The 13,045-nt window shown below is 58.6% G+C and carries 14 protein-coding genes and 1 tRNA gene; 7 read left to right on the top strand and 8 right to left on the bottom strand.

The genetic code is table 11. From position 1 onward, the window contains the following. The coding region (locus AC3WJW_RS19665) for a hypothetical protein (RefSeq protein WP_493727052.1) at positions 1 to 289 on the bottom strand (289 nt) is incomplete at its 3' end. A 177-nt stretch (positions 290 to 466) separates the two neighbouring features. Here AC3WJW_RS19665 and mgtE point away from each other — a divergent pair. Then, complete coding sequence (gene mgtE, locus AC3WJW_RS19670) at positions 467 to 1,909, top strand: magnesium transporter (RefSeq protein ID WP_007971042.1); 1,443 nt, start codon at positions 467 to 469, stop codon at positions 1,907 to 1,909. 280 nt (positions 1,910 to 2,189) lie between these two features. Here the strand turns inward: mgtE and AC3WJW_RS19675 are convergent, their stop codons facing one another. The 3 genes from AC3WJW_RS19675 to AC3WJW_RS19685 all read right to left on the bottom strand — a co-directional run bounded on the left by AC3WJW_RS19675 (position 2,190) and on the right by AC3WJW_RS19685 (position 3,346). Then, complete coding sequence (locus tag AC3WJW_RS19675; RefSeq protein ID WP_003178899.1) at positions 2,190 to 2,516, bottom strand: Arc family DNA-binding protein; 327 nt, start codon at positions 2,514 to 2,516, stop codon at positions 2,190 to 2,192. A 407-nt stretch (positions 2,517 to 2,923) separates the two neighbouring features. Further along, positions 2,924 to 3,103, bottom strand: a complete 180-nt coding sequence (locus AC3WJW_RS19680; RefSeq protein WP_493727053.1) for a PA3371 family protein — start codon at positions 3,101 to 3,103, stop codon at positions 2,924 to 2,926. A 21-nt stretch (positions 3,104 to 3,124) separates the two neighbouring features. Continuing rightward, positions 3,125 to 3,346, bottom strand: coding sequence for a hypothetical protein (locus AC3WJW_RS19685; RefSeq protein WP_493727054.1), 222 nt, complete (start codon positions 3,344 to 3,346; stop codon positions 3,125 to 3,127). Between the two features lie 290 nt (positions 3,347 to 3,636). Between AC3WJW_RS19685 and AC3WJW_RS19690 the strand changes: the two genes are divergently transcribed. From AC3WJW_RS19690 to AC3WJW_RS19710, 5 genes are all read left to right on the top strand, one after another. Further along, positions 3,637 to 3,713, top strand: a tRNA-Arg gene (locus AC3WJW_RS19690). Positions 3,714 to 4,052: 339 nt separating this feature from the next. Continuing rightward, complete coding sequence (locus AC3WJW_RS19695) at positions 4,053 to 5,657, top strand: response regulator (protein WP_493727055.1); 1,605 nt, start codon at positions 4,053 to 4,055, stop codon at positions 5,655 to 5,657. Further along, entirely contained in the window at positions 5,654 to 6,346 is a 693-nt protein-coding gene (locus AC3WJW_RS19700; protein ID WP_102699815.1) for a sensor histidine kinase, read from the top strand. Before AC3WJW_RS19695 ends, AC3WJW_RS19700 begins: the two co-directional genes overlap by 4 nt. A gap of 288 nt (positions 6,347 to 6,634) precedes the next feature. After that, positions 6,635 to 7,879, top strand: a complete 1,245-nt coding sequence (locus AC3WJW_RS19705; protein ID WP_493727099.1) for a glutamine synthetase family protein — start codon at positions 6,635 to 6,637, stop codon at positions 7,877 to 7,879. A gap of 70 nt (positions 7,880 to 7,949) precedes the next feature. Then, on the top strand, positions 7,950 to 9,326 hold the full coding sequence (locus AC3WJW_RS19710) for an MFS transporter (RefSeq protein WP_493727056.1): 1,377 nt from the start codon (positions 7,950 to 7,952) through the stop codon (positions 9,324 to 9,326). Between the two features lie 63 nt (positions 9,327 to 9,389). Here AC3WJW_RS19710 and AC3WJW_RS19715 read toward each other — a convergent pair whose 3' ends face one another. The 4 genes from AC3WJW_RS19715 to flgA all read right to left on the bottom strand — a co-directional run bounded on the left by AC3WJW_RS19715 (position 9,390) and on the right by flgA (position 11,999). Beyond that, positions 9,390 to 10,136 (bottom strand): flagellar brake protein, encoded by a 747-nt coding sequence (locus AC3WJW_RS19715; RefSeq protein WP_493727057.1) that lies wholly within the window; start codon positions 10,134 to 10,136, stop codon positions 9,390 to 9,392. A 93-nt stretch (positions 10,137 to 10,229) separates the two neighbouring features. Beyond that, positions 10,230 to 10,697, bottom strand: coding sequence for a flagella synthesis protein FlgN (locus AC3WJW_RS19720; RefSeq protein ID WP_493727058.1), 468 nt, complete (start codon positions 10,695 to 10,697; stop codon positions 10,230 to 10,232). Positions 10,698 to 10,745: 48 nt separating this feature from the next. Further along, positions 10,746 to 11,072, bottom strand: a complete 327-nt coding sequence (flgM, locus tag AC3WJW_RS19725) for a flagellar biosynthesis anti-sigma factor FlgM (RefSeq protein ID WP_493727059.1) — start codon at positions 11,070 to 11,072, stop codon at positions 10,746 to 10,748. A 168-nt stretch (positions 11,073 to 11,240) separates the two neighbouring features. Next, positions 11,241 to 11,999: a flagellar basal body P-ring formation chaperone FlgA gene (gene flgA / locus AC3WJW_RS19730; RefSeq protein WP_493727060.1), complete on the bottom strand. Its 759-nt coding sequence runs from the start codon at positions 11,997 to 11,999 to the stop codon at positions 11,241 to 11,243. An 83-nt stretch (positions 12,000 to 12,082) separates the two neighbouring features. Here flgA and AC3WJW_RS19735 point away from each other — a divergent pair, with 83 nt between their 5' ends. Next, on the top strand, positions 12,083 to 13,015 hold the full coding sequence (locus AC3WJW_RS19735) for a chemotaxis protein CheV (protein ID WP_015096472.1): 933 nt from the start codon (positions 12,083 to 12,085) through the stop codon (positions 13,013 to 13,015). Positions 13,016 to 13,045 lie beyond the last annotated feature (30 nt).

The following is a 13,045-nucleotide window of genomic DNA, read 5'->3' on the forward strand; positions in this document are numbered from 1 at the left end:
CATACAACAGAAAGCCCGCATTTAATGCGGGCTTTTTGCCGTCCGGGATTTGGCTTTTTCCTTCTAGCATCCCTTCCCGTCGAACGCCACGCGTGCCTGGCGTCTTGCTGGCTCTTGCCGGTTGAAGATCGCCTCTGCGTGCTCCCGGGCGTCCTGCGTGACATTCCTTTTCAAGGCTGACGGCTACAATTTTCGAAGGGGCGTGTGTTTTCCTCTCGGATTGCGTCGTCGCATTTTCACGGATCAGGACGATGCTCAGGTTTGTTATGCAAGCGCTTGTTTCAGCCAAGATTTTTTAACGTTTAAAACCGTCAGGCGGTGTATCATTGCGCCCGTCAGCCCCGCCGGGGCTTGTGGAATACCTCCATGGACTTACCCAGTAGTTACTCAGTACCCCGTTTCACCAATCATGAATTGACTGATTGATCCTTCCGGCGTGCCCCGCTGCTGGGAGTGGAGTTCGCCTATGTCCGAAGTTGAAGTAAAGAAAACGCAGGAAAGCTTGCAGGATCGCCTGGCTCAGGTGGTTGAGTTGCTGCAGCGCCAGCGAGTGGTAGAAGACCTGACTCACCGCCAGGAAGGCCCGCATCATGACCGGGTCGAGAACCTGGTCCACCGGCAGAACCTTGTCGAGTTGCAACGCAAGCTCGATGACCTGCACTCCGCCGACGTCGCCTACATCCTTGAAGCCTTGCCGCTGGACGATCGTCTGACGCTCTGGCAATTGGTCAAGGCCGATCGCGACGGCGACATCCTCCTTGAAGTATCCGATTCGGTCCGTGAATCGCTGATCGCCGACATGGACGATCACGAGCTCCTGGCAGCCGCCAAGGACATGGATGCCGACGAACTCGCTGACCTGGCCTCCGAGCTGCCGCGAGACGTCGTCCATGAGCTCATGGAGACCCTTGACCAGCAACAACGCGAGCGTGTGCGTTCGGCACTGTCCTACGACGAGGAACAGGTCGGTGCGCTGATGGACTTCGAGATGGTGACCATCCGCGAGGATGTCAGTCTTGAAGTGGTCCTGCGTTACCTGCGTCGTCTGAAAGAGCTGCCGGGCCATACCGACAAGCTGTTCGTGGTCGATTACGACGGCGTCCTCAAGGGCGTGTTGCCGATCAAGCGTTTGCTGGTCAACGATCCGGACAAACAGGTTTCCGAGGTGATGGCCAGCGATCCGGTGAGTTTCCACCCGGACGAAGACGCCTACGATGCCGCCCAGGCGTTCGAGCGTTACGACTTGATCTCCGCGCCCGTGGTCGACAAGAACGGCAAGCTGATCGGCCGTCTGACCATCGATGAAATGGTCGACCTGATCCGTGAAGAGAGCGAAAGCGAAGTTCTCAACATGGCGGGTCTGCGTGAAGAAGAAGACATTTTTGCGTCGGTCTGGAAATCCCTGCGTAACCGCTGGGCCTGGCTGGCGATCAACCTGATTACCGCGTTCGTGGCTTCCCGAGTCATCGGTTTGTTCGAGGGTTCGATCGAGAAGCTTGTGGCGCTCGCGGCGTTGATGCCGATCGTGGCGGGGATCGGTGGTAACTCGGGCAACCAGACCATCACCATGATCGTTCGAGCGATGGCGCTGGACCAGGTGAGCACCGGCAATACCTCGCGCCTGATGCGCAAGGAGTTGGCAGTCGCCTTGATCAACGGTGTGATATGGGGTGGGGTGATCGGTGTGGTCGCCTATCTGCTGTATGGCAGTTGGTCGCTCGGCGTGGTGATGACCGCCGCGATGACGCTCAACCTGTTGCTGGCAGCATTGATGGGGGTCTTGATTCCGATGACCCTGGCGAAGATGGGCCGTGATCCTGCGATGGGAGCCAGTGTGATGATTACGGCCATGACCGACAGCGGAGGCTTTTTCATCTTCCTCGGGTTGGCGACAATTTTCCTGCTCTGATGTCCTGCTCACTGAAAACCCGCCTTCTGGCGGGTTTTTTGTGCCCGGGTTTCAGGCAAAAAAATTCTTCACACAAGCCCGGGAAACTGTAGGAGCCAGCCTGCTGGCGATGGACTCAAGTGCGCCGCGTTGATCTGGTTCACCCGCGTTATCGTTAACGACCATCGCTGGCAGGCCAGCTCCCACAAGGGGCTCCTACACGGGGGCGTGCACATGTTCAAGCCTGTGAAATAACCAAAAAAAAGCCAGCGATCAGGCTGGCTTGAGCTTTCTGGCTGAATCAGGACGCGTCGGCGGCCATTTCAGCGTCATGAGCGATCAGTGACACCAGGGCGTTCTGCTGTCGATGGGAGAGTTGGCGGAAGCGCTGCAGCAGCTCCCGTTCGTGCAAGGAAAGCTCCGGGCTGTCCAGGCGCATGCTCAACTCTTCTCCCAGTGCGCCTTCCTGAATAAGACTCTGCTCAAGGCGCGCAATGATTTCGGAGTTCATGCTGCGATGATGATTGCGAGCCACCTCGGCAATGCGTTCACGCATTCCGTCTGGCAGACGTACGACGAACTTGTCAGCCGTACGGCTGGAATAAATTGCCTGTTTCAATGGGCGCATATATTTAACCGGTTAGTTCAGGGGAGCGGTTTTCGGGATTGGCCGCAGGATGTCTGGTAGGACAAGCTCTCTGACCAAATGTTCAACCTGAATTGATAGAGGCGCGCATCATGCCTCAAACCAGCCAGATCCTTGGCGTCAATTCTGTGACAAATATTGAACTGGATAAAGGCGTTCTGCCAGCACCAATTATCAGAAATGCGCACTGGTTTGAAAAGTTTGACCGGGCCGTTTCGCTTGGTGCTTTCTCCGACCGACGAAAGGTCTCTGGCGGGAGGAAAAAAGCGGGCTCGATCCCTGCTCCTTGCCCTTACAGAATAGTGGCAAATGGCCGATTTACTAGGGGAGGTCGTATTGAGGGGCTGAATTCAGGATGGATGGCAGGCCTGAATCTGCCAAGCCAGGGGTCAACGCAGTACCGGATCAAACTTGATCTTGCGCCCGGCAATCAATGCGAGCACGAACAGAGTGGTGAATACACCACAGGCGATCAGGGGGAGGGTGACGACCAAGTCCTGGGTCAATGACAGATGAAAAATGCCGCTCAACAAGGCGAGGATGAAAAAGCTCGCGGCTGATCTGGACATGTAGTGCTCCTGGTGGGGGATTCAAAATGCCAAACGTTCGGCAGGCGGGTTCGGCACCGGGATGTTTTCCTGGCTTACAAAGCCGTGCTGGTCGCTTATCGCTGCCAGCTGCGGAGCCTTCTGCAACTGCAGGTAATGCGGCATGCGTTGGACAACCTGCGTCGCGCTGCTCTCGGGAAAAAAATGAAATCCCAGTAAAACTGCCAGTGCGAGTGCATTCGAGAGTAAAAGGGCGCATTTCATGGCACGTGCCTCGGTTGTTCTGTGAGAACAGTGGAAGCAGCTCGCATGCCAGAGTTTATCGGCAATTAAATTCTTAAAAAACAATGAATTAAGTTATTTTTGGTAAAGCACCATATTGCATTTTGCAATGATGGCTTTTTGCATTGATGCAATTTGCACGGTCAACAAGTCCGCGCTCGACCGAGGCGTCTGCCTACACTTAAAAAGCCAACGGACGACATGACAAAAGCCAGCCCGGCCGTTAACATGCACGCCGTCCATCGCACCGCGTTTCTTCGTGGCCGACTTGTGTCTCAGTAGCTCAATTGGATAGAGCATCCCCCTCCTAAGGGGAAGGTTGGCAGTTCGAACCTGCCCTGGGACACCATCCTTCATCAGCATTTTGCTGTCCAAAAAGCCCCTTCGGAAAGTTGATTCCGGCGGGGCTTTTTTGTGCGCTGCGTCTCGTTTTCACTAGCGCCTTCACCTATTCCGAGTGAGCGTTGGGGCAGGTTCTCAAGGGAATGCCATGGCTGGCCGATAACACGGACAGTTACGAGCGTCTTCACCTCTGGCGGTCAGTGCATGTGCTGATTGGCGATGAGAAGCTGTTTGATGGCTAAGGGCTACCAGCTATCATCTGCGCGCCAAAACAGGGGCTGCGAAGCTGAGTCCGTCCGTGTATTTGCCTTTGGGTTCTCCTTCTTAAATTGCCTGGAAATCTTCGATGCTGTCGTATCACCAAAAGCGTTTTCTGATCGTCGATGATTTCTCGGACTTCCGCAGTTCGGTTCGCTCGATGCTGCGCGAACTGGGCGTCAAGGAAGTGGACACTGCCGATACCGGCGAACAGGCGCTGAAAATGTGTTCGCAGAAGGCCTACGATTTCATCCTGCAGGACTTTCACCTGGGCGACGGCAAAAAGAACGGCCAGCAGGTGCTCGAAGACCTGATGGAAGAAAAGTTGATCAGCCATGAGGCGGTGTTCGTGATGGTCACCGCCGAAACCAGCCAGGCCATGGTGCTCAGTGCGTTGGAGCATGAACCCGATGCCTACCTGACCAAGCCGTTCAACCGTTCCAGCCTGGCCCAGCGCCTGGAGCGCCTGGAGCAGCGCAAAACGTTGCTCAAGCCGATCCTGCAGGCCCTCGACCGAGGCAAGCCGATGGAGGTGCTCAACGCCTGCATCGCCCTGTGCAAGCAAGACATCCGTTACTCGCCGTTGTGCCTGCGCTATCGCGCCGATGCCTTGCGCGACCTCAATCAGAACGAAGCGCTGGAGCGGCTGTACGACGGCATCATCGCTGACCGTCCGTTGCCCTGGGCATTTGCCGGGCTGGGCAAGTTGCTGTTCAAGCGCGGTCAGGTCGGGCAGGCCAAAGGTATCTACGAAAAAGCCCTGAAAGTGTTCCCGATGATGCCGTCGCTGTATGACGGCATGGCTGACGTGCTGGTCGCCGAAGGGGACACCAAGGGGGCGCAGCGCGTTCTCGAAGAAGCGATCCGCCTGTCGCCGCTGGCGGTGCGCCGGCAAGCGTTGCTGGGCAAGCTGGCAATGACCAACGAGGACTTCGATACCGCTTCCAAAGCCTATCGTCAGGCTGTGGCCCAAGGCGCGCAGTCACGTTTCAAGGACCCTGAAAGCAACCTCGGCCTGGCTCACGCCTTGATCAGCAAGGGCAGCGACAGGGGGCTGGATACCCGCACCCGGCTGGAAATCAACACCACGTTGAGCGCAGTGGCCAAGGACAACCCTGGCGACCCTGGCCTGCAAATTCGTGCACGCTTGATGAAGGCTACCAGTCTGCTGATCAACGATGCGGAAACGGCCGACAAGCTCACCGAGCAGGCACTGTTGCGCCTCGATGGCATGGAGCAATTCATGAGCGCGGAAGCTGCGTTGCTGGTGGCCAAGCAACTGAAAATGCTCGGGCAGTCCGAGGCCGGCACCGCGATGCTGAAAAACTGCGTGGAAATCTACGGCGACGATCCGGCTGTCATGAAAGACATCGCCAAGCAGACCGACGACCCGAGCATCCTCAATGCCGGCAATGCCGCCGCTGAACTCAACCGTCAGGGCGTGCGCGTCTACAAGACCGGCAATCTGGTGGAGGCCCGGCAGGTCTTTCGCAAAGCCCTGGCGATGCAACCGAAGAACATCAGTATCGCCCTTAACCTGGCGCAGTCGCTGTTGCACGGCACCGATACCAGCGTTGCTTCGGCGGAGCTGGAGGAATGCCGGACCTGCCTGAAAATGGTCGGCCTGATGCCCGACACCGACGCGCGTTTTCCACGTTACCAAAAGCTCAAAAGCAAGGCGTTTGGCCAATGAACGACAACGAACAGGCACTGGACTTCTCCACGGTGATCGCCTCCACCGTGCACGACATGAAGAACTCGCTGGCCATGCTGATGCAGGCCCACAGCCAGTGGCTGGCGCGATTGCCGGAATCGGCGCAGCAGACGCCGGAGCAGGGCGTGATCGACTTCGAGTTCGCCCACCTCAACGGCATGCTGGTGCAGTTGCTGGGGCTGTATAAGCTCGGCGTCAACCAGATGCCGTTGCAACCGGCCTACCATGAGCTGGACGACTTCATCGAAGCGCAACTGGCGTGTCATCAGGAGGTGTTCGCCAGCCGCGGCATCATGGCCACCTATGAAGTGGACCCGCTGAGCCCGCTGGGTTTCTTCGACCGCGAGTTGATCGCGTCGGTATTGGCCAACTGCATCAACAACGCCATTCGTTTTGCACGGCATGCCGTTCTGATCAGTGTCAGTGACGAAGCCGGGCAACTGGTGTTGACCATCAATGACGATGGCGAGGGGTATCCGGCGCAGATGATCGAGCGTCAGGCCGATTACGCCCAGGGCATCAATCAAAGCACCGGCAGCACCGGGTTGGGCCTGTACTTTGCCGGACGAATTGCCGCGCTGCATCAACGCAACGGCGTGGGCGGGCACACCGAGATCAGCAATGGCGGTCCGTTGGGCGGTGGGGTGTTCAGACTTTTCCTTCCATGATTGTTTCTCGTAGGAGCTGCCGAAGGCTGCGATCTTTTGATCTTGGAAATTAAAAGATCGCAGCCTTCGGCAGCTCCTACGGGGGTTTTGCGTCTTTATTGATGTGGACTGCTTGAAATTCCGAACACGCGGAGCCTATTTTGTACGGTCGCCGTTCGCGGCCCGCACAATAACAAGGATAGCGTCATGACGACCGTTGGCCTGAGTTCACTCGCGCAGCGATTGACGGGCATTGATGAAGTTGAATGTGTCACGCCGGATTTGAATGGCGTTCCACGGGGCAAAGTGATGACCTCCGAGGGTTTTCTCGACGGTCGACGTTTGCAGCTGGCGCGGGGTGTGCTGCTGCAATGCATCATGGGCGGATATCCGCCGGCGCGGTTTTACGGCAGCGATGATGGCGACCTGGCGCTGATTCCGGACCCTGCACAAATCCACCGCTTGCCCTGGAGCAACCCGCCGCGTGCTTTCGCCATTTGCGACGCGGATGAACTGGGCACTACCACCAGCTCCAACCTGTCGACCCGTGGCCAGCTCAAGGCGGTGATTGCCCGTTACGCGGCCCGCGGCCTGGCGCCCGTGGTGGCGACCGAGCTGGAGTTCTTCGTTTTTGCGCCTAACACCGACCCGACTCAGCCATTCCAGCCACCGGTGGGGCAGGACGGTCGTCGCGAGGACGGTCAGTCGGCGTTCAGCGTCAGTTCCAACAACGGCTTGCGGCCGTTCTTCAATGAAGTCTACGCGTGCATGGCGGCGCTGGGATTGCCCCGCGATACCTTCATGCACGAGATGGGCGTCAGCCAGTTCGAGATCAACCTGCTGCATGGCGATCCATTGCTGCTGGCCGACCAGACGTTCCTGTTCAAGCACTTGCTCAAGGAAGTGGCGCTCAAGCATGGCCTGAGCGTGGTCTGCATGGCCAAGCCCCTGGCGCATACGCCGGGCAGTTCGATGCATATTCACCAGAGCGTGGTCGAGATCGATTCGGGGCGTAACGTGTTCAGTGACGAGGCGGGGCAGGAGACGGCCACCTTCCGCCATTTCATTGCCGGTCAGCAAGTGTGCATGGCCGACTTCACCGCGTTGTTTGCGCCGAACGTGAACTCCTATCAGCGCTTGTGCCACCCTTACGCCTCACCGAACAATGCCTGCTGGTCCCACGACAATCGGGCGGCCGGCCTGCGCATCCCGGCCAGTTTGCCGGTGGCTCGTCGGGTCGAGAACCGCTTGCCCGGGGCCGACGCCAACCCGTATCTGGCGATTGCCGCAAGCCTGGCGGCAGGGTTGCATGGCATCGAGAACGCATTGGAGCCGAGCGCACCGATCCAGGGTGAATTCGAAGTGCCGGACAATCTTTCGTTGCCGTGTACCTTGCATGCAGCACTTGAGCGTCTGAAACGTAGCCAGTTGGCCAAGGAACTGTTCGGCACGGAATTCATCGAAGGCTACATCGCTTCGAAGACCCTGGAGCTGACCAGTTTCCATGATGAAATTACGCCCTGGGAACGACGTGTTTTAGCCGCCCAGGCCTGACGATCTGTCGACATCCGGCTATCGTTTAGCGATAGCCGATTCTCACTGCAAGGAGCCGCTCGGAACGCCGATGCGCCAAATCTGGAAATCCTTTCGAGCACTGTATTTCGCCTCGCTGATGATGTTGATCGGCTCGGGCCTGTTGAGTACTTACCTGGGCTTGCGCCTGGCAGCCGATCATGTCGACAGCCTGTGGGTCGGTGCGTTGATGGCCGCCAACTATTTCGGTCTGGTGCTGGGGGGCAAGATCGGTCACCGCTTGATTGCCCGTGTCGGGCATATCCGGGCCTACTCGGCCTGTGCGGGGATCGTCGGCGCGGCGGTGCTCGGCCATGGCCTGGTCGATTGGCTGCCGGCCTGGCTGTTCCTGCGGGTCATAGTGGGTCTGGGCATGATGTGCCAGTACATGGTGATCGAGAGCTGGCTCAATGAGCAGGCCGATGCCAATCAGCGCGGCATGGTGTTCAGCGGTTACATGATCGCTTCGTACCTGGGCCTGGTGCTGGGGCAGCTGATTCTGGTCATGCACCCGGCGCTGGGGCTGGAGCTGCTGATGCTGGTCGCCCTGTGTTTTGCCCTGTGTCTGGTGCCTGTGGCCCTGACCCGGCGGATTCACCCTGCACCCTTGCATCCTGCACCGATGGAGCCTCGGTTCTTTATCAAACGTGTCCCGCAATCATTGAGTACGGTGCTCGGGGCGGGCCTGATTGTCGGTTCGTTCTACGGTCTGGCGCCGCTGTATGCCTCGCAGCAAGGGTTGTCCACGGAGCAGGTCGGTCTGTTCATGGGTAGCTGCATTTTTGCCGGGCTGTTGGTGCAGTGGCCGTTGGGCTGGTTGTCCGACCGCTACGACCGGGCCGTGCTGATCCGCAGTTTCGCGTTCAGCCTGGCACTGGCTGCACTGCCGCTGGCGATCATGCCGCAGGTGCCGCTGGAGGTATTGTTCATCGCCGGGTTCCTCTGCTCGCTGGTGCAGTTCTGCCTGTATCCGTTGGCGGTGGCGTTCTCCAATGACCACGTCGAAGGTGATCGCCGGGTGTCCCTGACGGCAATGTTGCTGGTCACCTACGGCGTGGGTGCGAGTATCGGGCCGCTGGTGGCAGGTGTGCTGATGAAGCTGTTTGGCAGCCAGATGCTCTATGCGTTCTTCAGTTTCTTTGCGTTGGTGCTGGTGTGGCGGATTCGCCCGAAAGCGGTGACCAACCTGCATCAGGTCGACGACGCACCGCTGCACCACGTGGCCATGCCGGACAATATGACGAGTTCGCCACTGGTGGCCTGCCTCGACCCGCGTGTCGATGAGCAGGTGGTGCAGGAGCAGATGCACAGTCCGGTGAGTACCGGGCCAGAGCCTGAGCCGGAACCTGTCACCGAAACTGAAACCGATCAGCCGCCGCCAGACCCTGATACAGGGCGGGACCCTAACTTCAGCGAGGCCAGGCCTTAAAGCCGGGGCACAAAAAAACGGGCAGTCCCCGCAAGGGACTGCCCGTTTTTTGTGGAGGCTCTATCAGATGTCGTCTTTGTCGAAGCGGCGGGCTTCACGCTGCAACTGGTAGACGAAGCGTTCGACCTGGCGCTGCACCAATCCGCTCATGTTGTGGAAGCGAACGCCGGCGAAGGTGGTGGAGATCTTTTCTTCGAAGTGCAGATAACGCAACTCGACTGGAGCCGTCATCTTGCCAAAGGGCAGGTCGGCGTTGAAGCGGTCGTACACCTGGCCCAGTTGCAGGCTGCCCGTGATGTCGCCGTCGAATCGCAGTTTGCAGCCGGTAGCGGAAATATCCAGCAGCTTGCCGCTGATGGGGGCCTTGAGCTTTTCGCCGTCGAGATTGACGTTGACCAGTTGTGCCAGCTTCAATGCCGCGCGGAACGCATTGCGGCGCTGGTGGTACACCACTTCATCGGGCAGGGTGCCGCGATAGCAGCGGCTGCCACCGGATTCGTCGATCTTCAATTGGCCGTTGCTTTCCCAGGCAATGCGCACACCTTCGTGGAAGCCTTCGACCCTGAAGGGTTCGCCCGCCATCAGGTAGCGCTCGCCGTCGCGAGGGATCATTTCGTCCAGGGCAATCATGTTGCTTTCCCGGTCCAGGTCCACCAGATAGCTCTGGAAGCGCTGGCTGCGCTCGTGGAACGTGATGATCAGCGGGTCATGGCTTTCGAGCAGCTGGCGCAGATTGCTGGAGATTTCCAAGGGCGTGGAGAGCACCTTGGGTGGCTGCGGAGCATCATCCACGGATAAGGCATTGGACACGGTTAATCAATCTCCAGACAAAATTTGACTACGACTGGCCAGCATTCTGCCAGCATCTTTCGCGTCTTGGATAGAGCGGGCGCATCAAGCGGCCTAAGCCTGACTGAGCGGGCGCGGCTTAGCAAGCTTGGAGAATGTTCCGCTGGCATCGTAAAGCGCCGGAGTTTCACCGCCAGTGAGGATTTTCAGCTGGGTGGCTGTAGCGGCTTGCTGAGTGAGGATCGACTGGCCGTTGTTGGCGTTGATGGCCTGGCACTGGGCCAGGAGATCGGTCAGCACGTCACTTTGCGCCAGCAACTGGTCGCCAATGCTCGACTGGCTGGCCAGTTGCTCCAGCCCGCCGCGGTTGGTCGGCAGGTTGAGGCTGGCGAGAATTTCACTGCGCTTGCGGCCATGCTGTTCGAGCAGGACGACCAATGCCTGTTTCTGCGCCAGGATGTCCTCGAGCAGTGGCATGTCACGGCCATGCAAGGCGAGGGATTCGGTCTGCAGTAATTCCAGCAGGTGTTGCGCTGGAGCAAAGTCGTCGGTGATCAGTTGCAGTAAATGAGTGTCGTGCATGGCTGGCCTTGGGTTTTAAGCGTCCAAAAGCCTGGCGCCGGCGGTGGCCTAGCGCTGGGCTTCGAAGTTGAGCAGTTTGCTGGCTACACGGTTGCTGTCGACTTTATAGCTGCCATCGGCAATCGCTGCTTTCAACTCGGCCACCCGGGCTTTGTCGACGGCAGGCTGATCGCGCAGCTTGTCAGTGACCTTCTGCAACTGTTGAGCCTCATTGCTGAGATGTACCGATTCCCCGCTTTTGACGGTACCGACCTGTTCGGCCGCGGATTCCAGCGGCGCGGTTTTGCCGGCTTCGGCGCTTTCCTTGCTGGCGCTGGTACGTGTACTGCCCGTAAGGGACGAGGAGCTGTTCAAACGGCTGAAATCGATGACCATGATAAAAAAACCTCTGGGAATTTGGACGCTTGCCATGGTTTCGGCCATTCCCTGGAAAACTTTAGGCTCATTTACCAATGAACCTCGCGCGCGTCAGCGCTTGCCCTGCATGGAGCACAGTCTAGGGAACAGCCGCCGCAAGCGCCACATTCCAATGAGCAGAGCGCCTTACATGGACACTTCCACCTGCCCCGGCGCCATGACCTGCGCCTTGATGACCCGCTGGGAGTTGAGGTTTTTCACCCTGATCTGTTCGCTCAGGCTGCCGTTCGACAGGGCTTCGCCGGGCATGCGCACGCTGAGCGTACCGCTGCGGGCGGTAATCACCACCTGATCACCCTTGCGGATCACCTCGGCCTGTTCGATATGCACCAGGGTAATCACCTGGTCGGTGACCATTGGTCGGGTCAGTCGCTGCCCGATCGCCTGATCAAGGGACGTCAGGTAGCCCTGGCTGATCAGGCTGATATCGCGCTCGCGCAGCACCACATCCCCAGGCTCGACAATGGCGGCACGGCGCAGTGGCCGGGCGCTGGTCACGACATCGCGAAACAGGCGGACTTGAGCGGGTACGAACACAGTCCAGGGGGCGGCGCCCTCGCAGCGGACCTTGACCGTGACCCGTCCCAGCGGCTTGGGACTCTCGAGCGTTGCTGTCAATTCCTTGTCGCACATGGGCATGTGCATGCGCGGGTCGAGCGGATTGACCTGGATCTCGTAACGACCTTCCGTTTGACTGGTTGCCAGATAGTCTTCTACGGTGAATTCAAGAAAGCCCTGAGTGACGCCGATAAGCATGTCAGGCAAGGTAACCGCGTCAGCAAGGGCAGGGCTGCCAGCGTTGAACAGGCAAACAGCCGCCAGCACGCCGAGCAATTTGCGGTAGGGTGTGGTCAGGCGTCGAAAAAATGTCGGTTCTGTGTTCATAACGATTAAAAAAGCAAGCGCCGTGCCGTTTAGTGATGAAGGCGCGTCGCAACAACACTTGGCGTTGGTGTAGGAGTCTGGGCATGGCTGGTGTAATGGATTCGGTAAACCAGCGCACGCAACTGGTGGGGCAGAATCGCCTTGAGCTGTTGTTGTTCCGTCTCGACGGCCAGCAGCTGTACGGGATCAACGTATTCAAGGTTCGGGAGGTGCTGCAATGCCCCCAACTGACGTTGATGCCCAAGTCCAGTCCTGTCGTGTGTGGCGTGGCGAACATCCGGGGGGCGACCATTCCGATCCTTGATCTGGCGATGGCGACCGGCTCCGGTGCGTTGAAGGACAAGAACAATCCGTTCGTGATCATCACGGAGTACAACACCAAGACCCAGGGTTTCCTGGTGCGTTCGGTGGAGCGCATCGTCAACATGAACTGGGAGGAGATCCATCCGCCACCCAAGGGTACCGGGCGCGATCACTACCTGACGGCGGTGACGCGGGTCGACAATCAGTTGGTCGAAATCATCGATGTCGAGAAGGTGCTCGCGGAAGTGGCACCGACGCCGGAAGCGATTTCCGTCGGCGTGGTGGATGTCGAAACCCAGCACAAGGCGCTTTCGTTGCGTGTGCTGACGGTCGACGACTCATCGGTGGCGCGCAAGCAGGTCACGCGTTGCCTGCAAACGGTCGGCGTCGAAGTGGTGGCGTTGAACGATGGTCGGCAAGCGCTGGATTACCTGCGCAAACTGGTCGACGAGGGCAAGAAGCCGGAAGAAGAGTTCCTGATGATGATCTCCGACATCGAGATGCCGGAGATGGACGGGTACACCCTGACGGCGGAAATCCGCAACGACCCGCGCATGCAAAAGCTTCATATCATCCTGCATACTTCGTTGTCGGGGGTATTCAATCAGGCGATGGTCAAGAAGGTCGGTGCCGATGACTTCCTGGCCAAGTTCCGTCCTGATGACCTGGCATCCCGGGTAGTCGACCGGATCAAAGCAGCAGATATCAGCTAGGGGCCTGCGCCCCTGGCAGTCAACACGATT

Source organism: Pseudomonas sp. GW821-FHT07G06, from assembly GCF_058986625.1.

Excerpts from the sequence above, each read along its gene's own strand:
- AC3WJW_RS19695 (WP_493727055.1), top strand. The coding sequence starts at position 4,053 with ATGCTGTCGTATCACCAAAAGCGTTTTCTGATCGTCGATGATTTCTCG.
- AC3WJW_RS19680 (WP_493727053.1), bottom strand. The coding sequence starts at position 3,103 with ATGTCCAGATCAGCCGCGAGCTTTTTCATCCTCGCCTTGTTGAGCGGC.
- flgA (WP_493727060.1), bottom strand. The coding sequence starts at position 11,999 with ATGAACACAGAACCGACATTTTTTCGACGCCTGACCACACCCTACCGC.
- AC3WJW_RS19710 (WP_493727056.1), top strand. The coding sequence starts at position 7,950 with ATGCGCCAAATCTGGAAATCCTTTCGAGCACTGTATTTCGCCTCGCTG.
- AC3WJW_RS19720 (WP_493727058.1), bottom strand. The coding sequence starts at position 10,697 with ATGCACGACACTCATTTACTGCAACTGATCACCGACGACTTTGCTCCA.
- AC3WJW_RS19705 (WP_493727099.1), top strand. The coding sequence starts at position 6,635 with ATGACCTCCGAGGGTTTTCTCGACGGTCGACGTTTGCAGCTGGCGCGG.
- AC3WJW_RS19685 (WP_493727054.1), bottom strand. The coding sequence starts at position 3,346 with ATGAAATGCGCCCTTTTACTCTCGAATGCACTCGCACTGGCAGTTTTA.
- mgtE (WP_007971042.1), top strand. The coding sequence starts at position 467 with ATGTCCGAAGTTGAAGTAAAGAAAACGCAGGAAAGCTTGCAGGATCGC.
- flgM (WP_493727059.1), bottom strand. The coding sequence starts at position 11,072 with ATGGTCATCGATTTCAGCCGTTTGAACAGCTCCTCGTCCCTTACGGGC.
- AC3WJW_RS19675 (WP_003178899.1), bottom strand. The coding sequence starts at position 2,516 with ATGCGCCCATTGAAACAGGCAATTTATTCCAGCCGTACGGCTGACAAG.
- AC3WJW_RS19700 (WP_102699815.1), top strand. The coding sequence starts at position 5,654 with ATGAACGACAACGAACAGGCACTGGACTTCTCCACGGTGATCGCCTCC.
- AC3WJW_RS19735 (WP_015096472.1), top strand. The coding sequence starts at position 12,083 with ATGGCTGGTGTAATGGATTCGGTAAACCAGCGCACGCAACTGGTGGGG.